Origin of the sequence: Streptomyces lasalocidi (assembly GCF_005280215.1) — a bacterium.
In the GTDB taxonomy this organism is placed as follows: domain Bacteria; phylum Actinomycetota; class Actinomycetes; order Streptomycetales; family Streptomycetaceae; genus Streptomyces; species Streptomyces longwoodensis.
Map to the genome: position 1 here is coordinate 6475963 of NZ_SZNQ01000001.1, position 22868 is coordinate 6498830.

Annotated in this window: 18 protein-coding genes; 7 read left to right on the forward strand and 11 right to left on the reverse strand. The window is 74.7% G+C overall.

Translation table 11 applies throughout. The annotated features are described in order from the left end of the window. Positions 1-50: 50 nt before the first annotated feature. From E4U91_RS29260 to E4U91_RS29290, 8 genes are all read right to left on the reverse strand, one after another. Entirely contained in the window at positions 51-1997 is a 1947-nt protein-coding gene (locus tag E4U91_RS29260) for an FAD-dependent oxidoreductase (protein ID WP_137309578.1), read from the reverse strand. Beyond that, on the reverse strand, positions 1994-3247 hold the full coding sequence (locus tag E4U91_RS29265; RefSeq protein ID WP_137309579.1) for an MFS transporter: 1254 nt from the start codon (positions 3245-3247) through the stop codon (positions 1994-1996). Before E4U91_RS29265 ends, E4U91_RS29260 begins: the two co-directional genes overlap by 4 nt. Positions 3248-3307: 60 nt before the next feature. Continuing rightward, positions 3308-3754, reverse strand: a complete 447-nt coding sequence (locus E4U91_RS39215; RefSeq protein ID WP_241678906.1) for an SAM-dependent methyltransferase — start codon at positions 3752-3754, stop codon at positions 3308-3310. A gap of 388 nt (positions 3755-4142) precedes the next feature. Then, positions 4143-4940, reverse strand: coding sequence for a class I SAM-dependent methyltransferase (locus tag E4U91_RS29275; RefSeq protein ID WP_206666912.1), 798 nt, complete (start codon positions 4938-4940; stop codon positions 4143-4145). A 28-nt stretch (positions 4941-4968) separates the two neighbouring features. Continuing rightward, on the reverse strand, positions 4969-5685 hold the full coding sequence (locus E4U91_RS38210) for an alpha/beta fold hydrolase (RefSeq protein ID WP_168218187.1): 717 nt from the start codon (positions 5683-5685) through the stop codon (positions 4969-4971). Between the two features lie 4 nt (positions 5686-5689). Beyond that, positions 5690-7171 (reverse strand): coproporphyrinogen-III oxidase family protein, encoded by a 1482-nt coding sequence (locus tag E4U91_RS29285; protein WP_137309581.1) that lies wholly within the window; start codon positions 7169-7171, stop codon positions 5690-5692. 167 nt (positions 7172-7338) lie between these two features. Then, entirely contained in the window at positions 7339-7497 is a 159-nt protein-coding gene (locus E4U91_RS38215; protein ID WP_158690554.1) for a hypothetical protein, read from the reverse strand. Between the two features lie 117 nt (positions 7498-7614). Beyond that, the gene (locus E4U91_RS29290; protein WP_137309582.1) at positions 7615-8955 is read right to left on the reverse strand and encodes a radical SAM/SPASM domain-containing protein; all 1341 of its coding nucleotides are present in this window, start codon (positions 8953-8955) and stop codon (positions 7615-7617) included. A gap of 208 nt (positions 8956-9163) precedes the next feature. On the opposite strand from E4U91_RS29290, the gene E4U91_RS29295 reads away from it, so the two are divergent. Next, the gene (locus E4U91_RS29295) at positions 9164-9640 is read left to right on the forward strand and encodes a DUF6278 family protein (protein ID WP_137309583.1); all 477 of its coding nucleotides are present in this window, start codon (positions 9164-9166) and stop codon (positions 9638-9640) included. Between the two features lie 706 nt (positions 9641-10346). On the opposite strand, the gene E4U91_RS29300 is transcribed toward E4U91_RS29295, so the two are convergent. After that, positions 10347-11111 (reverse strand): hypothetical protein, encoded by a 765-nt coding sequence (locus E4U91_RS29300; RefSeq protein ID WP_174867873.1) that lies wholly within the window; start codon positions 11109-11111, stop codon positions 10347-10349. Positions 11112-11260: 149 nt separating this feature from the next. On the opposite strand from E4U91_RS29300, the gene ggt reads away from it, so the two are divergent. Beyond that, positions 11261-13060: a gamma-glutamyltransferase gene (gene ggt, locus E4U91_RS29305; RefSeq protein ID WP_137311062.1), complete on the forward strand. Its 1800-nt coding sequence runs from the start codon at positions 11261-11263 to the stop codon at positions 13058-13060. Between the two features lie 12 nt (positions 13061-13072). Here ggt and E4U91_RS29310 read toward each other — a convergent pair whose 3' ends face one another. Next, complete coding sequence (locus tag E4U91_RS29310) at positions 13073-15622, reverse strand: ATP-dependent Clp protease ATP-binding subunit (RefSeq protein WP_137309584.1); 2550 nt, start codon at positions 15620-15622, stop codon at positions 13073-13075. A 134-nt stretch (positions 15623-15756) separates the two neighbouring features. Continuing rightward, positions 15757-16527, reverse strand: a complete 771-nt coding sequence (gene map, locus E4U91_RS29315) for a type I methionyl aminopeptidase (RefSeq protein WP_137309585.1) — start codon at positions 16525-16527, stop codon at positions 15757-15759. Between the two features lie 32 nt (positions 16528-16559). On the opposite strand from map, the gene E4U91_RS29320 reads away from it, so the two are divergent. The 5 genes from E4U91_RS29320 (at position 16560) to E4U91_RS29340 (ending at position 22830) form a co-directional block, all read left to right on the forward strand. Further along, positions 16560-16811: a helix-turn-helix domain-containing protein gene (locus E4U91_RS29320; RefSeq protein WP_137309586.1), complete on the forward strand. Its 252-nt coding sequence runs from the start codon at positions 16560-16562 to the stop codon at positions 16809-16811. A gap of 121 nt (positions 16812-16932) precedes the next feature. Beyond that, positions 16933-18840, forward strand: a complete 1908-nt coding sequence (locus E4U91_RS29325) for a hypothetical protein (RefSeq protein WP_137309587.1) — start codon at positions 16933-16935, stop codon at positions 18838-18840. A 204-nt stretch (positions 18841-19044) separates the two neighbouring features. Continuing rightward, positions 19045-19887 (forward strand): nitrilase-related carbon-nitrogen hydrolase, encoded by an 843-nt coding sequence (locus tag E4U91_RS29330; RefSeq protein ID WP_137309588.1) that lies wholly within the window; start codon positions 19045-19047, stop codon positions 19885-19887. Then, complete coding sequence (locus E4U91_RS29335; protein WP_137309589.1) at positions 19884-21167, forward strand: aspartate aminotransferase family protein; 1284 nt, start codon at positions 19884-19886, stop codon at positions 21165-21167. Before E4U91_RS29330 ends, E4U91_RS29335 begins: the two co-directional genes overlap by 4 nt. A gap of 61 nt (positions 21168-21228) precedes the next feature. Beyond that, positions 21229-22830 carry a PucR family transcriptional regulator gene (locus tag E4U91_RS29340; RefSeq protein WP_137309590.1) on the forward strand — a complete coding sequence of 534 codons (1602 nt, stop codon included), beginning with the start codon at positions 21229-21231 and terminating at the stop codon, positions 22828-22830. The last annotated feature ends 38 nt before the right edge of the window (positions 22831-22868 follow it).

Consider the following 22868-nt stretch of genomic DNA (forward strand, 5'->3'; position numbering starts at 1 on the left):
TGCGGCCCGGGAGGTTGTCCCCTCCCGGGCCGCAGTCGTATCCCTCCCGCTCAGGGGCGCCGGGTCTCCCCGTGGTCGGCTCCACCGGACTTCCGGGCGCCCTCGCCCGCCGGGGCGCCCGCGCCGGACGGCTCCGGGGCACCGTCCGCCGGTCCCGGCACGCCGCCCGTCCCCTCGTGCGCCACCTCGACGGCACCCAACCGGCGCACCTCCGCCACGACTTCGGCGCCCCCGGCATCCCCGGCGCCCTCGGCCGAGGCCACCGGCACCCCGGTCTCGGGCGCGCCCACGGTCCCCACGGGGTCCGTCTGCCACGCCCCCTCGCTGTCCTCGAGCGGGCCCTCGCCCCACACGCCCTCGCCAGCCTCGCCCACGTAGGGCGTCGCGGCCAGGGCGTCCGAGGCGGCCCGCGGACCCGGTGCGGCCCCCGCCCCGTCCTCCTTCGCCGCCCGCTCGGGAACCCGCACCGCCGCCGGTGCCGCGCCGCGCGCCGTCGGGCCCTCCGCGCCGCACCAGTGGAGCAGGGCCCGCCGCACACGGTCCTGGTGGCCCTCCGCGTCGTCCTCGCCGTCCGCCCAGGCCACGTAGCCGTCGGGACGGACCAGCAGGGTGCTCAGGCCCGCCAGCCGGGCGGGGGGCTCCTCGACCCGGACCGGGCAGACGCGGGAGCCCCACGCCTCGCCCAGCGCGGCCGCGCGGCCCGCCGGGGTGAGGTCGAGCAGCAGGAAACGGCCGTCGCGCATCAGCTCGTAGAGGCGGACCGGGGTCGCGCCCGGGCGGCGTACCGTCAGGTCCGGCACCCGCTGCCCGGCGCGCAGCGCGCGGCCGCCGCCGCGGCGGGCGTAGTCCGAGCGCAGCCCGGAGATCGCCTCGCCGGCGACGCGGCGGACGCGGCGGCTGCCGAGGAGCCGGGCCAGCGCGGTGCGCCGCAGCGCGGTGAGCGCGGGGGAGGGGCTGGTGGCCATCCAGGTGGCCCGGTCGGTGGCCTTCAGGATCCGCGCGGCCTGCGGGCGGCGCTCGGCCTCGTAGGAGTCGAGCAGTCCGGGCGGGGCCCAGCCCTGGATGCGGGCGGCGAGCTTCCAGCCGAGGTTGACGGCGTCCTGGATGCCGAGGTTGAGCCCCTGGCCGCCCAGCGGCGAGTGCAGGTGCGCGGCGTCCCCGGCGAGCAGCACGCGCCCGGTGCGGTAGTGGTCGGCCAGCCGCTGGTGGATCTTGAACCGGGCCAGCCAGGCCGGTTCGTACGGCTCCGGGTCGAAGCCCAGCGAGAGGGACATCAGCTCGCCCAGCTCCTCCAGCGTCACCGGCTCCCGGGTCCAGGGCCGGTCCCGGCGGGCGACCGCCACCCGGTACAGCCCGTCGCCGTAGGGCACGGTGACCATCACCGCGCCGTTCCCGGCGAGCACCACCACGTCGTCGACGGGCGGCGGCTTGCGCAGCCGCACGTCCGCGAGGACCGGCGCGAGGTCGTACGTCCGGCCGCGGAAGGCGATCCCGGACAGTTCGCGCACCGCGCTGTGCGCGCCGTCGCAGCCGACGACGTAGTCCGCGGTCTCCTCCCACTCCTCGCCGCCCGCGCGGACCTGGAGGGTGACGCCGCTGTCGTCCTGCTCCAGCCCGAACACCTCCGCGTCGCGCACCAGGGTGACGCCGAGTTCCAGGGCGTGTTTCTGCAGCACCTCCTCGGTGCGGTGCTGCGGCACGACGTGCAGGGCGGGGAAGCGGGTGTCCAGCTCGGTGAAGTCGACGACGGCGCCGCGCGCGGGGTGCAGCCGGCCCACGGGGCGTCCGTGCGCGGTCAGCGCGTCGGCGTGGCCACGCAGGTCCAGCACCTCCAGCGTGCGCGCGTACAGGCCCATCGCGCGGGACTGCGCGGAGGTGGTGAGCCGGCGTTCCAGCACCGTGCAGGAGACGCCGGCGGCGGCCAGCTCGCAGGCCAGGGTGAGGCCGGTGGGCCCCGCCCCGACGACGATGACGGAGTGGTCGGGAGCGGTGGTCATGGTTTCCTCCTGGAGACGTCGGGCAGGGGCAGGGCCGGCGCGGCGGCCCCCACGGGCGCGGCCGGCACCCGTCCGATCCGGGCCGCCCAGGCGCCCGCGCCGAGCACCAGCGCGCCGAGCAGCAGCCAGCCCGGCGCGCCCTGCCGGACCACCAGGAAGGTGACGACCAGCGGTCCGTAGGTGTTGCGGGCGGCGTTGCCCAGGCTGAAGAAGGCCAGGTAGACCTGGCGGCGGTCGTCCGGGGCGAGGTCGTAGGAGATGGCCCAGGACCCCGCCTGCTGATGCATCTCCGCGAACGCCTGGAACGCCACGGCGACGAGCAGGACGGCCACGGCGGCGGGCGTGGGCAGCGCGCCGGTCAGGGCGAGCCCCGCGCAGCACACGGCCAGCAGCAGCCCGCTCAGCCCGAGCGCCCGGCCGCCCTCCTCGGCGGTGCGGGTGGACCGGGTGGCCCGCACCTGGAACAGCACCACCACCGCCGTGTTGAGCACCAGCGTCCAGGCGATCACGGGCCGGGGCAGCGCGTCGTGCGACAGCACCCACAGCGGTACGCCCGCCGTCAGCACGGTCACGTGCAGGCTGACGGCGGAGTTGAGCGCGGTCAGTGCGGCGAACCGGCGGTCGCGGAACACCCCGAGCCGCCGCCGCAGCGGCAAGGGGCCCCCGCCGCGGGCCCGTTCGCCCTCCGGGGTGCGCAACCGGGCGACCAGGACGGCGGCGAGCACGAACGACAGCGCGTTGGCGAGGACGACGGCCACGTACACGGCGTCGGCGTCGCGCACCAGCGCCGCGCCCGCGCCCAGCCCGCCCAGGGCCAGCCCCAGGTTCTGCAGAGACCGCGCCCGGCCCATCGCCCGCACCCGCTCCGCCTCGCCCACCGCGACCGCGAACAGGCCCTGCACCAGCGGTGAGGCGGCCCGGTCGGCGACGGCCAGCAGCGCCACCACGACCAGGAAGGACCCGAACCCGGGCACGAACGGGTAGCAGGCGAGCAGCACCGCCCGCGCCAGGTGCGCGGCGACGAGCGTACGGCGGGGCCCCACCCGGTCGGCCAGCACCCCGGTGGGCACCAGCAGCGCGAAGGACACCGCACCCGCGACGGACAGGCCGACGCCCACCTGGCCCGCGCCCAGGCCGAGGTAGCGGGTGAAGAACACGACGGAGACGGACATGTACAGTCCGCTGCCGAGCGCGTCGACGAAGACCGCGACGAGCAGTGCCGTCGCGGTCGTGCGCACCGGGGTCCTCATGTCCCCTCCGTTCCCTGTCGTCCGGGTGGCTGCCGCGTACGCCGTGCCGGTCGCGGCCGGTCAGTAGTAGTGGCGCATGACCTCGTCCGCCCACGCGGGCTGGACGGCCTCCTCGCGCGGCCCGAACTCCCGCAGCCACGGCTTGAGGTCGAGCACCGGGGTGCCGTCCACCGCGTCGAGCCCGGTGACGTGCACGTCGAGTCCGTCGACCTTCAGCAGCCGGCAGCGCGAGACGCCGAGCCGGTTGGGCCGGTTCTTGCCGCGCTGGGCGAAGATCCCGGTCAGCGGCCAGTCGGGGTTGCCGCGCGGATGCCGGGCGCCCGTCTGCACCTTGTGCGGCGGCACCCGGTGGAAGCGGAAGACGACCTCGGCGTGCGAGAACGTGTCGAGGCCGAGCAGCGCCTCGGGCGTGAACCGGCTCGCGTCGAGCCGGATGACCGAACGGACCTCGCCCCAGTCGTCGTCGGTGAGTTCGCGCCGCTCGCTGTGCACGAACCCGATGGGCACCACGTCGGTGATCGCGTCGGGAGCAGGGGTTCCGGCGGCCTGGATCTCGTCGCGCACCAGCAGCTCGCCCGCCGCGGCCCGCTGCACGGTCAGGTAGACCTCCTCCGGGCGGACCCCGAGCAGGTCGACCAACCGCCGCTGCAGCAGCCGCAGCAGCGCCCCGACCTGCTCGGTGCCGTACGTCTCCCGGCACGTGACGAAGCCGACCGGGGCTGCGGAACCGGCCCGCCACTCGGGCCGGTGGGCCTCCTCGGGGTCCAGCCGGTGCCACCACACCCAGCAGTGCCCGGCGGGCAGGCCGAGCAGCGCGGTCACCTCGTCGGCGAGCCGGCCGAGGGCGGCGCCGCCCGGTCCCGCGGCCGGCGAGTACAGCCTGATCACCGGCATCTCAGCGCGCCCCGTTCAGCGGCTTGACGCCGATCACCATGCAGGTGCGCACCGGGATCAGGAACTCCCCGCCGTCCTCACGGATGCCGAGCGCGTCACGGTGGGCGGCGGGCGCCGCGGCGAGCCGGGCGCGGATCGCCCGCTCGGCCTCCTCGCCGGACGACGCGATCTGGCACCAGCGCGCGACCGGCACGCCGGTGCGGCTCTCGGCCTGACCGCCGCGCGCGACGGGCACGTTGAGACCGGCGCCGTGCAGGGCGGCCACCCATTCGGTGAGGGTGTGGCTGCGCACGTGCGTCGGGTCGTGCAGGACCTCCAGCTCGTGGTTGAGGGCGTCGACCTCCGGGTCCTCGTGGCCCTCCAGGTCGATCACCGCGAGCCGGCCGCCGGGGCGCAGCAGCCGGGCCATCTCGCGGACGGCGAGCGGCAGGCCGGGGAAGTGGTGGGGCGCGAGCCGCGACACCACTAGGTCGAACGAGGCGTCCGGGAAGGGCAGTTCGTCGACGGTGGCGCGGACGGCCTCCACCTCGGCGCCGCGCTCGGCGGCGAGCGCGCGGAAGGAGTCGAGCATCGAGGGCGCCGGGTCCACGCCCACCAGCCGGGCGGGCCCGTCGGCGGCGAAGGACAGCGCCAGGTGGCCGGCTCCGCAGGCGACGTCGCAGATCGCGGCCCCGGTCTGCGGGCCGAGCGTCTCGTGCAGCGCCTCCATCGTCGGGCTCGACCGGTGCACCTCGCTGGTCGCGAAGTTTGCGGCGATCTTGTCGAACCGCCTGCTGGAGAGCGTCTCACTGCCGGGCATGGGTCCCCTTCCGTCGTCCGGCCGGATCTCAGGTGGCGGCGCCCGCGAGGGCCGCGAGCGTCGTGAGCGGGTCCCGGGCCGGACCGGGACCGCACGGGTGGAGGGTGTGCCCGAGTCCCGGGAGCACGTGGACGCGCACGCCCAGCGGACGGGGCCCGATCAGCCGGCGGGCCGACCAGTCGGCGTACAGCAGCGGCTCGAAGACGGCGGGCGGCAGCGTGCCGTCCTCCTCGTCGACGAGGTAGCCGACCAGGTCGTGGCCGCCGTAGACGAGGTCGAGGGTGCCCACGTGGGAGGTGACGAAGGCGTCCTCCTCGATCACCGTGCCGACCAGCACGACGCGTTCGGCCCGCGGCGGCGTGCCGGCGCACAGCAGCCGCAGCAGGGCCTGCCCGCCCAGCGAGAAGCCGATCAGGGTGAGCGGGCCCGTCTGGAGGTGGCGGTGCGCGTCGAGGAGCCCGGCGAGCCGGGCGGCGCGGGCGTCGCGGTCGGCCTCGGTGGCGGGGGCGCGCCGGTCGCGGGCGGGCATGTCGCACTGGAGCACCTGGGCGCCGGAGGCGACCAGACGGTCCGTCAGCCCGGCGAGCAGCACGTCGTCCGGGCCGTCGCCGTCCAGGACGGAGACGCTGCCGGGGCCCGCGAGCAGCACGGTGGCGCACGCCGGTCCGGCCGGGAAGGTCCGGCCCAGGCGGTGGGCGGTGCCGGCCGGGTCGGTGCGCCAGGTCAGGCGCCGGTGCGCGCTCACCGGCTCACCGGCGGCAGACGGCCTCGGCGAAGTCGCCGATGCGCTGGTGGAAGTAGACGCTGATGATCTCCTCGTGCAGGGCCTCGCCGTCCAGCGTCGGCACCACGGCCTCCGGCTCGCCCGGCACCGGCGCCATGAACCCGCGCTCGGCGAGCTCGGCGAAGACGGAGGCGAACGGCTCGTCGTGGAAGATCTCGACGCCGAACCGGCGGCGGAAGCGCTCGGCGCGGATCGGCTGGTTGGCCTTGAAGGCGAACCCGAGGACCATCCCCAGGGCCTGATGACCCGTCAGTCTGCGTCCCGGCGCGAGGGGCAGGCCGGGGCCGGCCTTCATCCGCCGGGCGTAGCCGGTGATGTCGGCGGTGTTGTGGGTCTGCACCACCGTGTCGTCGTCGCGGGTCAGCCAGCCGTAGGCGCCGGGACCGAAGGCGATCATCGTGTCGTGGCGCTGCCACTTGTTGCGCGAGACCCGCGGGATGTTGCCGTCCGGGTAGGTACCGGGCCGGTTCCACCAGCCGCAGGGGCTCGGGTGGTACCCGGCGTCCAGCAGCAGCTCCACGACCGCCTCGCGCATCGCGTAGGTCTCGCCCACGCTCGGGAAGGCGTACTGCGCGTCGAGGCGGCTCTTGACGCTCGGCACGTTCCACACGGCCCGGTTGCCGATGCCCATGCCGGCCCGGTCCGCGTTGCGCAGCCGGTAGACGGTGATGGTGGGCACACCGAGGTCGATCAGCCGCCGGATGTCGTCGGCGACCGTCGCGGTGGTCTGCTGCGGCAGCCCGAACATCATGTCGACGTTGTACGGCTTCCCGGTCGCCCGCAGCTTCTCGATCGCGCGCAGCGACATCACCGCGTCGTGCCCGCGGCCCGCGAACGCGTTGACCTCGCTCTGCAGCGACTGCACGCCGACGCTGAACCGGTTGAAGCCCAGCGCGCACGCCTCGGCCAGCTCGTCGCCGAGGAAGTTGTCGGGGTTGCCCTCCAGGGAGATCTCGCAGTCGTCACCGAGCTGGTAGTGCTCCCTCAAGTGCACGACCAGCCGCGCCAGTTGCTCGGTGCCGAGCAGCGAGGCGGTGCCGCCGCCGAGGTAGACCGACTCGATCGACGCCCGCCGCAGCCAGGGCGCGTGGGCGAGGCGGCGGACGGACTCGTCGAGCAGCAGGTCGGTCCACACCCGCGGGGCGCGCGCGCCCTCGGCGCCGTCGGGCACCTTGCGCTTGACGTAGTTGCAGAAGTGGCAGACGTACGCGCACAGCGGCACGTGGAAGTACAGGTGGGCCGGCCGGTCGGCGCCCGGGTGGGTGCGCAGGGCCTCGGCGACCTCGTCCTCGGAGAGCCGCTCGCCGTAGTTGGCGGTGACGTTGATGTTGTAGTCGTCCTGGTCGATGCGCAGTGCGGGGTTCTCCCGGAGCAGCCGCGCCAGTCCGGTTCCCGGGCGCGCGGCCGGGGTGCGGCGCACGGCGGTGGTGGTGCCGGTGGTGCTCATCGCGACCTCGTCTCCTTCGGGGCTGTGCGCGACGGTCGCCCTCCCGGCCCGCGCCAGGGAGGCGGGCCGGGAGGGAGGCGCCGTACGCCGACGGGGGGTCGGAGGCGTACGACGGCCTCTTCACGGTCCGTCCCTCAGCGGGCCGCGAAGTCTGGGGCGAGCTCGCGTCAGACCTCGACCTCGATGACCGTGGCCTCGGTGATGTTGGTGGCCTCGACCAGCGTCTCGGCGGGCGCGGTGGCCGACGCGGCGCCCACCGCGCTCAGCGTCACGCCCTCCTGGCCGGGCTCCAGGTGGATGCGGATGACCTTCTTCTCCTCGGGCATGGCTCGTTCCCTTTCGTGGTGGGGCGGCACGGGTGGTGCCGCCCGGACAGGGGCCCGCTCACGTCGTCGGGAGCGGGGGCGCTGGGCGCCCGGCCGGTCGCCGGGCGCGGCTGCGGCCTACGGCGTGTTCACCGGCCGCGGGGTGAGCGTCAGGCGCACACCCCGCTCCCGGCGTTCGCGCCAGTAGCGGCCGGCCCGCAGGGTGAACTCCTGGAGGTACTCGGTGGCCCCGCAGCCCTTCTCGTCGCCGGTGATGTTGCGGGCGAGCGGCGGGCAGCGGAACTGGCACCAGATGTCCTCCCGCGCGACGGGGCAGGTGCCGCACACGGTGTGGTCCTCGAAGCGGATGTCGCGGAAGGCGTCGAAGCCGTTCTCCCAGATCTCGGCGAACGGCTGCCGGGTGACGTTGCCGGCCCGGTGGAGCTGGCCGGACATGCAGTTGCTGCACGGGTAGACGTCGCCGCGGCTGTTCACGTAGACCACCGAGCGGCCGCACTTCTCCTGGCCGACGGCGCGTTCGAGGCGCTGGCAGAACTGGATGGTGTCCACGCCGCGGATCTCGTCGGCGGCCCGCCGCGCGACGGGGGCGTCCGGGCCGCCCGGGGCCGGCGGCCCGGCGGGGCCGGACGCGTCCTCGGGCTCGCCCGAGTAACGGTCCATGCAGCGCCGGTAGACCGCGAACACCTCGTCGAGGTCCCCGGGCCGCAGCAGCATGTCCGGGTGGAGCAGGGCCCGGCCCACGGGGTGGGTCTCCAGCCACTGCGGGCGGGGATAGCCGTTGCGGGCGCACCAGTCGAAGATCTCCTCGGCGTCCTGGATGTTCTGCCGGTGCACGGAGATCGCCGTGCGGAACACGTGCCCGTGCGCCCGCATCGCCTCGAACGCCCGCTTCAGCTTGGGGAAGTCCATCCGACCGCGCACGGTGCGCTCGGGGTCGGCGGTGTCGAAGCTGATGAAGAACGACTGGCCCGGCGGGATCGCCGCGAGCTTCTCCTCGGTGACCAGCAGCCCGTTGGTGAAGATCTGCGTGCTGAACGGCTTGCTCCGTGCGTGCCGGATGATCTCCACGGCGTCGCGGTGCGAGAAGATCTCACCACCTGTCAGGAACACCTGGAGCACGCCCGCGTCGGCGAAGTCGTCCAGCAGCGACGTGATCATCGGGGTGGACATCTCGTCCGGCCGCTTCAGCGCGGAGTCCGCGTAGCAGTGCCGGCAGCGCAGGTTGCACAGGTTCGTGGTCTCCACGAACGCGATGGCCGGGGCGGGCAGGTGGAACCGGTCCAGCGTCACCAGCGGATCGCTCAGCGCGTACGTCATCAACTCCTCGGCGGGCACCGGCGATCCGCCGTTGTGGCGGTGGATCAGCGGCTCGGCCGAGGCGGCGAGGAACTCGACGTGCCCGTTCGGCAGGAGGGCGACCAGGCCGCCCTCGTTCACCTGGAAGGGAATCTTCTGCACGAGCGCTGCCTCCCGGCCGCATGAAGTCAACAGGCGTTGAACTCATTACGTGTTGAACTCTACGAGCCGTGCATTCCCTTGGCAAGGGCCCCGCGTCCACCCCAAGTGGAGCCCGGCCCACCGGGGATCCTGTGTCGCGCGCCCCGGGCGCGCACCGTGGCCCGCGCGCCTGTGGTGTGCGCGGCGGTACGAATGTCACGCTGGATCCATGGACCTCCCTTTCCTGTCCAAGTGGCGCAAGAGGCGTGAGACCGCCACCGCGGTCGCGGTGTTCCCGGACAGTGACAGCGACAGCGGCAGTGGCGGCGACGGGGGCGGCGAGGGTGGGCGCGGCGGGTACGGCGCACTGCTCGCCGAGTGCGAACTGCTGCGCTCCCTGGCGTCCCGTGCGGGGGTCCGGCTCGACGACACCCCGGCCTCGCTGGAGGCGCTGGACCAACTGGTGCCGCGCTGGCGCGACGACGAGGAGATGCTGCCCTGGCTCGGCAACGACGCGGGCCTCTACCTCGGGACCGTCGTCGTGCGCACCGTGCCCGGCGCCGGCTGGCGGATCCTGCCGGAGGGGCGCCCGGTGGTCCAGCTGGCCTCCGGTCGGGAGGTCGACGTGGTCCTGGAGGGCCGTACCTGGGCGATGACCGGCAGCCCCGAACTCTTCCAGGTGTACGCCGAGATCGCGGAGGCGTGACGCCGTGCGGGCACGGGGGAAGCGGGCGCCGGTGAACCCCTGGCCCGACCTGCGGTGTAAATACGGCTAATGCCCGAAAAGTGCGTGTCGTGCCCGTGGCTCCCCCCGGGCTGGATAGTTTGCGGCACCACGACACAGCTGAGAGTGAGTAGGGCTGGGCATGGCCTTCGATCCTTTGATCGAGTCGCGTGACGTCAACGAGCACTCCGGGGAGCCATCGGGCGACATCGAGGACCGCCGCACCACGCATCCCGAGCACTGTCCGGGGCGCGTGCGCCCACACGATCCGTACCGCGCGGGTGTTCCGTACCGCCGCCCTGCCCAACGTTCCCCGCGCACCAGCGAGTTGGGGGCCGAGCCCGTCGCCCCGCCCTGCCCGCGCCTGCGGGCCGCCGCTGCCGGTGTCCGCCCGAGCAGGATGGTCGTGCCGGGCCTCGACTAGGATGTGCCGTTCATCCCTGTGGTGGGGGTGATGTCGCCGATCCCCCGGGAAGGGCGACGGGGAGACTGCCGCCGGGGAGGGGACCCTCGCGCAGGGGGGCGGCAGTTCACGAGAGCCATACCCGCCCGGTCGCGCGGCCGGAGATCACTGCTCGCGTGGCGGGACCGTCGGACACGGCGGATCGCCGCCGGCGAGGAGAAGGTCAGCCGCGCGCCGGTCGGGTTGCGCTCGACGGAGCGTCCCGGTTGCCGCCGGGGTGCGCCGTCAGGACGCCCGGTGCGAGGCCCGGGTCGTGGCGGCCGTGCGGTCCGGCAGCGCGGTACGGGCCGCCTGGGTCACGTCCGCCACCAGCTCCACCACGTCCGGCCCGTACGCCTGGGAGTTGACGACCCTCAGCAGCAGGGCGAACGAGGAGTTGCCGTACTTGCGGGCCAACCGCTCGTGGTGCCGGGCCAGATAGCGGGTCGCCGCCTGGTTGGTGATCGCGCGCTGCCCGCAGAACAGGAACACCGGCCGCGCCTCCCGCCGCTCACCGGCCGTCAGCCGGGCCAGCAGTACGTACTCGCTCACCCCCGGCTCCATCCGGTACCGCTCGCCGCCGATCTGGAACGCCCCGCGGTCCGGGCCGGGTTCGGGGTCGACGTTGACCCGCACGCCCGGCAGCAGGGACGCCAGGTGGGCGAGCATCCGCCGGTTGGAGGCGGGGCCGCCCACGCAGAACTCGGTGCGCTCGCCGAACCCCTGCTGGGTCGCGTCGTGCGCGACGACCTGCGCGTGCGCGCGGCAGTCCTTGATCAGCGCGGCCAGTTCGAGCAGGGCGAAGACGTCGAAGCGGGTCACCGTGAGGTCGGGGCCGCCCGCGTCGCGGTTGACCACCAGCAGCGACTCGGCGTTGTCCGGCAGGCCGAAGAAGGCCTGCTTGCGCCGCAGCCTGCGCTTCCACAGGTAGGTGCGGGCCACCCAGCCGAGCGCGGCCGATATGCCCGCCGCCACCACACCCAGCACGATGTTGCGCACGTCGTCGTTCATGGGCGCGCATGCTAGCGGGCGACCACGCCCCGGGCGTACCCGTGTTCGACGTGTGGCGGTCGTATGACAGGCCCCGGGAGGGTCTGTCCTGACCGGGGTCGATGTCGTTACGCTGCGCTGACGTTCCTGCACTGGAGGTACGGATGCGTCTGCGTCGCCCTGTCGCGCGGAAACTGTCGGTACTGGCGGTCTCGGCCGCCGTCGTCTCGGTGGGAGCGGCAGCGCCAGCCGCCGCCCAGCGAACCGCCGGGGAGAAGGTCCCGGTCGCCGTCGGCTACGGCGGCGCCGTCTCCAGCGTGGACGCCGACGCGTCCGCGGCCGGCATCGAGGTGCTGCGCAAGGGCGGCAACGCCGTCGACGCGGCCGTCGCCACCGCCGCCGCCCTCGGCGTCACCGAGCCCTACTCCGCCGGCGTCGGCGGAGGCGGCTACTTCGTCTACTACGACGCCAAGTCCCGCACCGTGCACACCATCGACGGCCGCGAGACCGCGCCCCTGAGCGCCGACCAGAACCTGTTCACCGAGAACGGCAAACCCCTCGCCTTCGCCGACGCCGTCACCAGCGGCCTGAGCGTCGGCACCCCCGGCACGCCCGCCACCTGGGCGACCGCGCTGTCGCAGTGGGGCAGCAGGCAGCTCGGCACCGTGCTGCGGCCGGCCGAGCGCCTCGCCCGCGACGGGTTCACCGTCGACGGCACCTTCCGCAGCCAGACCGCCGCCAACGAGACGCGCTTCCGCGCCTTCCCCGACACGGCGGAGCTGTTCCTGCCCGGCGGGGTGCTCCCGGTGGTCGGCTCGACCTTCAAGAACCCCGACCTCGCCCGCACCTACGAGGAGCTGGGCCGCAAGGGCGTCGCCGCCCTCTACCGCGGCGACCTCGGCAGGGACGTCGTCGCGACGGTGAACGAGCCGCCCGTGGACCCGGCGTCGGGCTGGAACGCCCGCCCCGGCCGGCTGACCGCCGCTGACCTCGCGGCCTACCGCGCCAAGCTCCAGGCGCCCACCAGGACCGCCTACCGCGGGCTGGACGTCTACTCCATCGCGCCCTCCTCCTCCGGCGGCACCACCGTCGGCGAGGCCCTCAACATCCTGGAGCGGACCGACCTGTCCAGGGCGAGCGAGACGCGGTACCTGCACCGCTACATCGAGGCCAGCCGCATCGCGTTCGCCGACCGCGGGCGCTGGGTCGGCGACCCCGCCTTCGAGGACGTCCCGACCAAGGAACTCCTCTCCCAGCGCTACGCCGACTCGCGCGCCTGCCTGATCAAGGACGACGCGGTGCTCACCAGCCCCCTCGCCCCGGGCGACCCGCGCCACCCGGCGGCCTGCGCCGGCCGCGGCACCGCGGCGCCGACGACCTACGAGGGCGAGAACACCACGCACCTCACCGTCGCCGACAAGTGGGGCAACGTCGTCGCCTACACCCTCACCATCGAGCAGACCGGCGGCAGCGGCATCACCGTCCCGGGACGCGGGTTCCTGCTCAACAACGAGCTGACCGACTTCTCCTTCGCCCCGGCCAACCCGGCCGTCCACGACCCGAACCTGCCCGGCCCGGGCAAGCGGCCGCGGTCGTCGATCTCCCCGACGATCGTCCTGGACCGCCACGGCCGGCCGGTCGTCGCGCTCGGCTCGCCCGGCGGCTCCACCATCATCACCACCGTGCTCCAGGTGCTCACCGAGTTCGTCGACCGCGGCCTGCCGCTCGTCGACGCCATCGCGGCCCCCCGCGCCAGCCAGCGCAACGCCGCCCAGACCGAACTCGAACCCGGCCTCTACGACAGCCCGCTGCGGGCGCGACTGGAGGCGATCGGCCACTCGTTCAAGCCGAACCCGGAGATCGGCGCGGCCACCGGCGTGCAGCGGCTCCCCGCCGGCCCGGGGGTGGGCGCCGCCGAGACCGTGCGCCGCGGCGGCGGCTCCGCCCAGGTGGTGCGCCCGGCGAGGTAGGGCACCCGCCGGTCACAACTCCGGCGTGGGGACGGAGGGTTCGTCGGTGCGGAAGACGAGCCCTGCGTCCCCCACGTCCACCGTGACCCGGTCGCCCTCCTCGACCCGGCCGTCGAGCAGCAGCCGGGACAGCTGGTTGTCGACCTCCCGCTGGATGGTGCGGCGCAGCGGGCGGGCGCCGTACTCCGGCTGGTAGCCACGCTCGGCCAGCCAGTCCACGGCCGCCGCGGTGAAGGTCGCGGTGATGCCCTGCGCCTGCAGCAGCCGACGCGTCTTCTCCAGCAACAGGTCGGTGATCCGGCGCAGTTGCTCGGTGGACAGCTGCCGGAACACCACGATCTCGTCGATCCGGTTGAGGAACTCCGGCCGGAAGTGGTCGCGCAGCGGCCGCAGGACCTGCTCGCGCCGCGCCTCCTCGTCCGCGTCGGCGCCGCCCGCGCCGAAACCGATGCCGGCGCCGCGCCGGGTGATCGCCTCCGAGCCGAGGTTGCTCGTCATCACCACGACCGTGTTGGTGAAGTCCACCGTGCGGCCCTGCGCGTCGGTGAGCCGGCCGTCGTCCAGCACCTGGAGCAGGATGTTGAAGACGTCCGGGTGCGCCTTCTCCACCTCGTCGAGCAGCAGCAGCGAGTACGGGTGCCGGCGCACCACCTCGGTGAGCTGGCCGGCCTCCTCGTGGCCGACGTACCCGGGCGGGGCGCCGACCAGGCGGCTGACCGTGTGCCGCTCCTGGTACTCGCTCATGTCGACCCGCACCATGCGCTCCTCGCTGCCGAACAGCGCCTCCGCGAGCGCCCGCGCCAGCTCGGTCTTGCCGACCCCGGTCGGCCCGAGGAACAGGAAGCTGCCGATGGGGCGGTCGGGGCTGGCGAGCCCGGCCCGCGAGCGCAGCACCGCGTCGGACACCACCCGCACTGCCTCGTCCTGGCCGACCACCCGCTGGTGCAGGTGCTCCTCCAGGCCCAGCAGGCGGTCCTTCTCCTCCTGGGTGAGGCTGCTGAGCGGGATGTGCGTCAGCCGCGAGACGACCTCGGCGACGGCCTCCGCCGTGACTTCCAGGTCGCAGCCCTCGTCCACCGTGACGTCCTGGCCGGCGTCCGCGATGCGCTGCTTCAACTCGGTGATGCGGTCCCGCAGTTGGGTCGCCGTCTCGTAACTCTCGTCGGCGACCGCCTGGTCCTTGTCCAGGGTGAGCTGCTCGACCTCGCGCTCCATGGCGCGCACGTCCGTGCCCTTGGTGCGGGCACCCAGCCGTACCCGCGCCCCGGCCTGGTCGATCAGGTCGATCGCCTTGTCCGGCAGGCGGCGGTCGGTCAGGTAGCGGTCGGACAGCTCCACCGCCGCCACCAGCGCCTCGTCGGCGTAACGCACCTGGTGGTGGGCCTCGTAGCGGTCGCGCAGGCCCCGCAGGATCTCGATGGCGTCCGGCACCGACGGCTCCGGTACCAGGATCGGCTGGAAGCGGCGGGCCAGCGCCGCGTCCTTCTCGATGCGGCGGTACTCCTCCAGCGTGGTCGCGCCCACGATGTGCAGCTCGCCGCGGGCCAGCGCCGGCTTGAGGATGTTCCCGGCGTCCATCGACCCGCCCTCGCCGCCCCCGCCCGCGCCGACGACCGTGTGCAGCTCGTCGATGAAGACGATCAGCCGGTCGGAGTGGGCGCGGATCTCGTCGACGATGGTGTTGAGCCGTTCCTCGAAGTCGCCGCGGTAGCGGGTGCCGGCCACCACGCCCGTCAGGTCCAGCGCCACCACCCGCCGTCCGGCGAGGATGTCGGGCACGTCGTTGTCCGCGATGCGCTGCGCGAGGCCCTCCACGATGGCCGTCTTGCCGACGCCGGCGTCACCGATCAGCACCGGGTTGTTCTTGCCGCGCCGGGACAGCACCTCGATCGTCTGCTCGATCTCCTCGTCCCGGCCGATCACCGGGTCGATGCGTCCCTGGCGGGCCATGTCGGTGAGGTCGCGGCCGTACTTGTCGAGGGTCGGCGTGGACGTCGGGCGCTGCCCCTGGGCACGCGCCGCCGCGGGCGGCGCCTCGGGCGTCTCGGCGGGGCCACCGGGCGCGAACCGGGCCTGGTTGAGGATGTGCCCCGCCGCCGAGTCCGGGTTCGCGGCCAGCGCGCTCAGCACGTGCTCCGGGCCGATGTGGCCCGCGCCACGGGACCGGGCCAGGTCATGGGCGTCCAGCAGGGCGCGCTTGGCGGCCGGGGTGAGGGACAGCGAGGTGGGCGGGGGCGCCTCGGCCGGCGGCTGCTGCGCCGGGCCCGAGCGCTCGTCGATCTCCGAGGCGAGCGAGTCGGGATCGGCGCCGGCCCGGCTGAGCAGCGACCTGGTCGGCTCCGCGGCGAGTGCCGCCCGCAGCAGGTGCTCGGTGTCCAGGTCGCGGCTGCCGTGCTCGGCGGCGTACTGGGCGGCGCCGCGGACCAGCTCCCTCGCGGGCTGACTGAGGAGCTGGCCTATGTTGATCTGCCGGGGGCCGGGGCGGGGCCCGCCGAAGAAGCGGGCCAGGAACTCGCCGAAGGGGTCGCCGTAGCCCTCCGGGCTGGTGAAGCCGCTGGTCATGGCGTTCCGTTCGTTGACTGCGCGGGCTGGCCGGGTGCCCGGTCCGTGCCGGACTTACACCACGATGGCACGGTACGTACGGAAAGGCGCGTCCTGCCTGGTGGGAGGCCGTCGGCCGCGGTCCACCGGGCGTGTCAGCGGCGCTCGGTCAGCACCCTCGGGCCGCTCTCGGTGATCGCCACCGTGTGTTCGGCGTGGGCCGCGCGCGAGCCGTCGTTGGTGCGCAGCGTCCAGCCGTCCGGGGCCACGTGGTAGTCGTCGCGGCCGCCCGCGAGCAGCATCGGCTCGATCGCCAGGACCATGCCGGGGTGCAGCGGGAGCCCGCGGCCGGGGCGGCCCTCGTTGGGCACGGGCGGGTCCTCGTGCATACGACGGCCGATGCCGTGGCCGCCGAAGTCGTCCAGGATGCCGTAGCCGGCCGAGCGGCAGACCGTGCCGATGGCGTGGCCGATGTCGCCCATGCGGTTGCCCGGCACGGCGGCCGCGATGCCCGCGGCCAGGGCCCGCTCGGCCGTCTCGACGAGGCGGGCGTCCGCCGGGCGGGGCGTGCCCACGACGAAGCTGAGCGCGGAGTCGCCGGCCCAGCCGTTCAGCTGGGCGCCGAAGTCCAGCGAGACCAGGTCGCCGTCGCGCAGCCGGTAGTCGGTCGGGACGCCGTGGACGACGGCGTCGTTGACGGAGGTGCACAGCACCGCCGGGAACGGCGTCGGCGCGAAGGACGGCCGGTAGCCGAGGAACGGGGACGTCGCGCCCGCCTCCCGCAGCACCCCGTGGGCGAGCTCGTCCAGCTCCAGCAGGGAAACGCCCACGTCGGCGGCGTCGCGCGCGGCCGTCAGGGCCCGGGCGACGACCTGGCCCGCCTCGTACATCGCGTCGATCGAGGTCTTCGTCTTCAGTTCCACCATGCCAATTACTATACCGGTATTAGAATGGTGGCATGGTGCGCACCCCCTTGACCCCCGAAGAGCGTGAACGCGGCGAGCGGCTCGGCCGTTTCCTCCGTGAGGCCCGCGGTGGGCGGAGCATGGCCGACGTCGCCGCCGCCGCGGGCATCTCCGCCGAGACCCTGCGCAAGATCGAGACCGGCCGGGCCCCGACACCCGCCTTCTTCACGGTCGCCGCGCTGGCCGGTGCCCTCGGCCTGTCCATGGACGAGCTGGCGGGGCGGTGCGCGTTCATGGGGGTGTGAGCGTGCGGGCCGGGCGGCCCGCCGGTGCGTTCGCGTCCCCTTCGAAAACTCCCCGTAGCCGGTCCGTAACACGGTTGGTGTTTTCTCGGAGCTGAGTGTTCCGGTCGGGTGGGGGACGGCGATGACGGTGGATCAGCTCCCGGAGGAGGCGCGGGAGTTCGCGCACCGCCTCGGCGGCCTCTTGGCGCGCGTCGACCAGGGCGCCGGCTGGGCCGGGGTGTTCTGGCGGCGCGACCCCGACGGCATGCGCGAGTGCGTGGAGGGGCGCGAGGTGCCGCCCTGGGACGTGGTGGAGGCGCTGCTCCAGGACGTCGCCGCGGCCTACGGCGCCCGGGCCGCCGAGCAGGAGGCAGAGCGGCTCCGCCCGCTGCACGCCGCTGCGCTCGTCGCCCACGACGACCGGCCCGGCGGGCGCGACGCCTTGGAGGACCGCCTCGACGTCATGCTCCGCGAGCAGCGCTACGCCGCCGAGCGCCAGGCCGAACTCGGCCGCCTCCTCGCCGCCGCGAGCACCCCCGAGGAGACCGAAGCCCTCCGCCTCGACCTGGCCTGGGCCCACGACGACCACGCACGCGCCACGGCCCGCTGCGCCGAGCTGCGCCGCCGCCTGGCGGCCCGGGACGACCGCGCCAGGGAGCGCACCGACCCCCGGCACCGGACCGACCCCGGCCGCCCGCGCGCCACGCCGGCCGCGAGCGGACCGAGGGACCCGGCGTACGGGGCGGGGACGGGCGAACCGGCGGTCGCGGCGGACTTCACGGGCTTCTTCGCCCGCGGTGACGTCACTGTCCCGACGGGTCCGCTCGACGGGGGTGGCCCGGTGGTCGCGGCGGACTTCGACGGGCCCGCCCACCCAGGCGACTTCACCGACCCGACGGGGCCGGCCGATCGGAGCGGTCCAGCGGGCCCGGTCGCCGACTTCACCGCCGGCGGGGACCTGACGGACCGGACCGACCGGACCGACCGGACCGATCGCGTCGCCGCGCACGAGTACGGTGTCACCGCGGCCGACCGGCTGGCCGGGGGAGGCCCCGCGCTCACCGGTCCCGGCTGGACGAGTGCGGACGGACACCCGGACCCCGCCCGCAGGGACCCCGCCCACGCCCCCGGCCCGCACGCGGACGGCCCCTACGGAAACCCCGCCGACCCGCACGCGGACGGCCCCTACGGAAACCCCGCCGACCCGCACGCGGACGGCCCCTACGGAAACCCCGCCGGCCCGCACGCCGACCCGCACCCCGACCCCGCGCAGCCCCCCGCCCCCACCGTCCCCAAGCAGCGCAAGCGGCGGCGGGGCAGTGCCCGGTTCGCCGGAATGGCGGAGGACGCCGCCGTGGCCGTACCGGCGCAGGGGGAGGGGGAACCCGCGCTGCCGGGGCTCGGGCCCGCACCCGCCCCCACCGGCCGCCGGGGCCTGCGGGGCGCGCGCTTCGCCGGGGCCGCCGCCGAGCGGGAGGCGCCGTCCGCCCCGCGGCCGCGGGAGACCGGCCCGGTGGACGACCGGGCGCGCCAGGAGGCGGCCGGGGCCGTGGAGCGGCTGGTGGCCTTGCGGGCACGGGGGCTCAGCGGCGAGGCGCACGCCCTGCTCGTGGAGCTGGCGTACTGGCCGGCGGCCCGCGTGCCGCTGCTCGCCGCGGAACTCCAGCACGCCGGACTGGGCGCCGACTGGGCGACCCTGCTGTGGGAGACGGCGTCGCTGCCGGTCGAGCGGCTGGTCGCGGCCGCGGACGCGCTGCTCGCGGCCGGGCGCGCGGACGACGCCGAGCGGATCCTGCGGCAGGGCGTCGGCCGCCCCGCCGAGGAGATGGGAGAGGCCGTACGGGACCTGGCCGCCCAGGGCCGCCACCGCGAGGTGCGCGCGCTGCTCGACGCGTACGTCCGGGTCCGCGCCCCCGAGGAGGCCGCCCGCAGCGCCGCACCCGAGCCGCGCACCCTGGCGCCACTGCTGCTGGAGGCCGCCCGGGGCGTCTCGGACGCCCGGTACCGGGACCTGGTGCACGCCCTCCGGGTGGCGGGCCTCGGCACCTGAGCACGCCCCGGCCCGGGCCGGCCGGCCGGGACCGGTGCGTACGCCGTACGCCCCACGGCTCACCCACCGGAGTGTGAAACGCGATCGACTCACCGGGTTGACGACGATGGTCTTGGCAAGGCCGTCCGAGAGGCTTACGTTCGTCCCTCTAAGGCCTGTTCTACGGGCGTAGAGGCTCTGACGGTCCCGTCGAAGGAGCAGCTCATGGCCAACGTCGTACGTGCCGCACTGGTCCAGGCCACCTGGACCGGCGACACCGAGTCCATGGTGGCGAAACACGAGGAGCACGCCCGCGCGGCGGCCCGGCAGGGCGCGAAGGTCATCGGCTTCCAGGAGGTCTTCAACGCGCCCTACTTCTGCCAGGTGCAGGAACCGGAGCACTACCGCTGGGCCGAGCCGGTGCCCGACGGTCCGACCGTGCGCCGGATGCGGGAGCTGGCGCGCGAGACCGGAATGGTGATCGTGGTCCCGGTCTTCGAGGTCGAGCAGTCCGGGTTCTACTACAACACCGCCGCCGTGATCGACGCCGACGGCTCCTACCTCGGCAAGTACCGCAAGCACCACATCCCGCAGGTGCGCGGCTTCTGGGAGAAGTACTACTTCAAGCCCGGCAACCTCGGCTGGCCCGTCTTCGACACCGCCGTCGGCAAGGTCGGCGTCTACATCTGCTACGACCGCCACTTCCCCGAGGGCTGGCGCCAACTCGGCCTGAACGGGGCCCAGCTGGTCTACAACCCGTCGGCAACGCACCGCGGCCTGTCGTCCTACCTGTGGCGGCTGGAGCAGCCCGCCGCGGCCGTCGCCAACGAGTACTACGTCGCCGCGATCAACCGCGTCGGCCAGGAGATCTACGGCGACAACGACTTCTACGGCACGAGCTACTTCGTCGACCCGCGCGGCCAGGTCGTCGGCGACGCCGCCAGCGACACCAAGGAGGAACTGCTGGTCCGCGACCTCGACTTCGACGTGATCGAGGAGGTCCGGCAGCAGTGGGCGTTCTACCGCGACCGCCGGCCCGACGCCTACGAGGGGCTGGTGCAGCCGTGAACGACCTGTACTCCCGCCACCGCACCGTCCTGCCCGACTGGCTGGCCCTCTACTACGAGGACCCGCTGGAGATCACCCATGGCGAGGGCCGGTACGTCTGGGACGCCCACGGCAACCGGTACCTGGACTTCTTCGGCGGCATCCTCACCACGATGACCGCGCACGCCCTGCCCGAGGTGACCAAGGCGGTCGCCGAACAGGCCGGGCGGATCGTCCACTCCTCCACCCTCTACCTGAACCGCCCGATGGTGGAACTCGCCGAGCGCGTCGCGCAGATCAGCGCCATCCCCGACGCCCGGGTCTTCTTCACCACCTCCGGCACCGAGGCCAACGACACCGCGCTGCTGCTCGCCACCACCTACCGGCGCAGCAACACGGTCCTGGCGATGCGCAACAGCTACCACGGCCGGTCCTTCAGCGCGGTCGGCATCACCGGCAACCGCGGCTGGTCGCCCACCTCGCTGTCCCCGCTGCAGACGCTCTACGTCCACGGCGGCGTCCGCACCCGCGGCCCGTACGCCCACCTCGACGACGAGGCGTTCACCGCCGCCTGCGTCGAGGACCTGCGCGACCTGCTCGGCCACACCCGCCCGCCCGCCGCGCTGATCGCCGAGCCCGTCCAGGGCGTCGGCGGCTTCACCTCACCCCCGGACGGCCTGTACGCCGCCTTCCGCGAGGTGCTGCGCGAGCGGGGCGCGCTGTGGATCGCCGACGAGGTGCAGACCGGCTGGGGCCGCACCGGCGACCACTTCTGGGGCTGGCAGGCGCACGGGCGCAGCGGCCCGCCCGACATCGTGACCTTCGCCAAGGGCATCGGCAACGGCATGTCCATCGGCGGCGTCATCGCCCGCTCCGAGATCATGAACTGCCTCGACGCCAACAGCATCTCCACCTTCGGCGGCACCCAGATCACCATGGCGGCGGGCCTGGCGAACCTGACGTACCTGCTGGAGCACGACCTCCAGGGTAACGCGCGGCGCGTCGGCGGGCTGCTGCTGGAGCGGCTGCGAGCCGTCGCCGCGCAGGTCGAGGGGGTGCGCGAGGTGCGCGGCCGCGGCCTGATGATCGGCATCGAGCTGGTCAGGCCCGGCACCGACCGGGCCGACCCGGACCGGGCCGCCGCGGTGCTGGAGGCGGCCCGCGCGGGCGGGCTGCTCATCGGCAAGGGCGGCGGGCACGACACCAGCGCGCTGCGCGTCGCGCCGCCGCTGTCCCTGACCGTCGCGGAGGCCGAGGAGGGCGCCGCGATCCTCGAGGACGCCCTGCGGAGCACGCAGTAGCGCGGCACGGGCTCCGGCGCCCCGCGGGCGCACCGGGCCACGGAAGCGAAGGGGAACCGTCATGACGGCCACGTCGGATTCCTGGGGACGCGCCGAACCGCTGGACGCGCTGTCGGTCCGTCAGGTCCTGTCCCTGGAGCGGGTCCTGGCCGGGGAGCCGGAGGTGGTGGCGGGGGCGGCGCAGCTGGACCGGCCCGTGCGCTGGGTGCACGTCGCCGAGGCCGCCGACGTCGGCGTGATGCTCAGCGGTGGCGAGATGGTGCTCACCACGGGCGTCCTGCTCGCCGGGGACGAGGGCAGGCAGACCGAGTACGTGCGGTCCCTGCACCGCGCCGAGGCGGCGGCCGTGGTCCTCGGCCTCGGCCGGGCGTTCCCCGCACCGCCGGACGCGATGCGCCGGGCCGCCGAGCGGTGCGGGCTGCCCATGGTCGTCCTGCACCGCCCGTTCCCCTTCGCCGAGCTGACCGAGGAGGTGCAGTCCCGGCTGGTGCGGCGCAAGTTCGCCGCCGTCAGCCTGTCGGAGTCGGTGCGCACCGCCCTCACCCGGCTGATCACGGCCGGCGCCCCGCTGCAGCGGCTGCTCGACGAGGTCGCCCGGCACAGCGGCTGCCCCGTCGTCGTCACCAACCTCGCCCACCGCGTGCTGGCCACGGCGGGGGAGCGGCCGGCCGTCGACGACGTGCTGCGCGACTGGGAGCGCATCGCCCGCCAGGCCGGGGGCAGCGAGGGCGACGGCTGGATCCGCGCCGAGCTGGGCGGGCGCGGGGAGCAGTGGGGCCGCATCACGCTGTGCGGCTACCGGGGCGACGGCGCCGGCGGGCGGCTGCTCGCCGACCGGGCCGCCGAGGCGCTCGTGCTGCACCGCATGCTCGGCGGCTCCGCCTCCTCCTGGGAGGAGCAGTCCGCGCAGGGCCTGCTCACCGACCTGGTCTCCGGCGCCGTTCCGGCCCGGCAGCTGCTGCCGCGGGCACGGGCGGCCGGGCTGCCCGTGAACCGCCGCGCCTTCCTCCCGCTGGTCGTCCGTGACGGCGACCCCGCGCGGCTCGACCGGACGCTGCGCGTGCTGGGCCTGCCCGGGCTGGTCGCCGACCTCGGCGACGGGGCCACCGCCGTCCTGCTCAGCCTCGCCCGCGACCAGGACGCCGACGCGATGGCCGCGCACTTCGCGGCGCGGCTGCGCACCGGGGCGGGCGAGCCGCGCCCCGTCGTCGCCGCGGCCGGACCGCGCACCGCCTGGGACGACGTACCGGCCGGGCTGCGCGAGGCCCGGCACGTCGCCGAGGCCGTCGCCGGCTCCACCGCCGCCCTCGGCCTGCCGCCCGTGGTCCGGCTGCGCGACGTCCACCTGCGGGGCCTGGTACGGCTGTTGCGCGACGACCCGCACGTGCAGTCCTTCGCCGAGCGCGAGCTGGACGGGCTGCTGCGGGCCGGCGACGACGACCTGCTGTCCGTGCTGCGCACCTACCTCGCGACCGGCCGCAACAAGTCGCGCACCGCCCAGCTCCACCACGTCTCGCGCCCCGCCCTGTACCGCCGCCTGGAGGCGATACGGACCCGCCTCGGCGTCGACCTCGACGACTTCGAACAGGCGGCCTCCGTCCACATCGCGCTCCTCGCCCACGACGCCCAACAGGGCGGCACCGCGCCCGCGCAACCGCGCTGAAACACCGAACCACCTGGGAAAACGACGGTGAAACATGA

Bases quoted from the DNA above. Each gene is read 5' to 3' on its own strand.
- E4U91_RS29260 (WP_137309578.1), bottom strand. From the start codon at position 1,997: ATGACCACCGCTCCCGACCACTCCGTCATCGTCGTCGGGGCGGGGCCC.
- E4U91_RS29265 (WP_137309579.1), bottom strand. From the start codon at position 3,247: ATGAGGACCCCGGTGCGCACGACCGCGACGGCACTGCTCGTCGCGGTC.
- E4U91_RS29275 (WP_206666912.1), bottom strand. From the start codon at position 4,940: ATGCCCGGCAGTGAGACGCTCTCCAGCAGGCGGTTCGACAAGATCGCC.
- E4U91_RS29285 (WP_137309581.1), bottom strand. From the start codon at position 7,171: ATGAGCACCACCGGCACCACCACCGCCGTGCGCCGCACCCCGGCCGCG.
- E4U91_RS38215 (WP_158690554.1), bottom strand. From the start codon at position 7,497: ATGCCCGAGGAGAAGAAGGTCATCCGCATCCACCTGGAGCCCGGCCAG.
- E4U91_RS29295 (WP_137309583.1), top strand. From the start codon at position 9,164: ATGGACCTCCCTTTCCTGTCCAAGTGGCGCAAGAGGCGTGAGACCGCC.
- E4U91_RS29300 (WP_174867873.1), bottom strand. From the start codon at position 11,111: ATGAACGACGACGTGCGCAACATCGTGCTGGGTGTGGTGGCGGCGGGC.
- E4U91_RS29310 (WP_137309584.1), bottom strand. From the start codon at position 15,622: ATGACCAGCGGCTTCACCAGCCCGGAGGGCTACGGCGACCCCTTCGGC.
- map (WP_137309585.1), bottom strand. From the start codon at position 16,527: ATGGTGGAACTGAAGACGAAGACCTCGATCGACGCGATGTACGAGGCG.
- E4U91_RS29320 (WP_137309586.1), top strand. From the start codon at position 16,560: ATGGTGCGCACCCCCTTGACCCCCGAAGAGCGTGAACGCGGCGAGCGG.
- E4U91_RS29325 (WP_137309587.1), top strand. From the start codon at position 16,933: ATGACGGTGGATCAGCTCCCGGAGGAGGCGCGGGAGTTCGCGCACCGC.
- E4U91_RS29330 (WP_137309588.1), top strand. From the start codon at position 19,045: ATGGCCAACGTCGTACGTGCCGCACTGGTCCAGGCCACCTGGACCGGC.
- E4U91_RS29340 (WP_137309590.1), top strand. From the start codon at position 21,229: ATGACGGCCACGTCGGATTCCTGGGGACGCGCCGAACCGCTGGACGCG.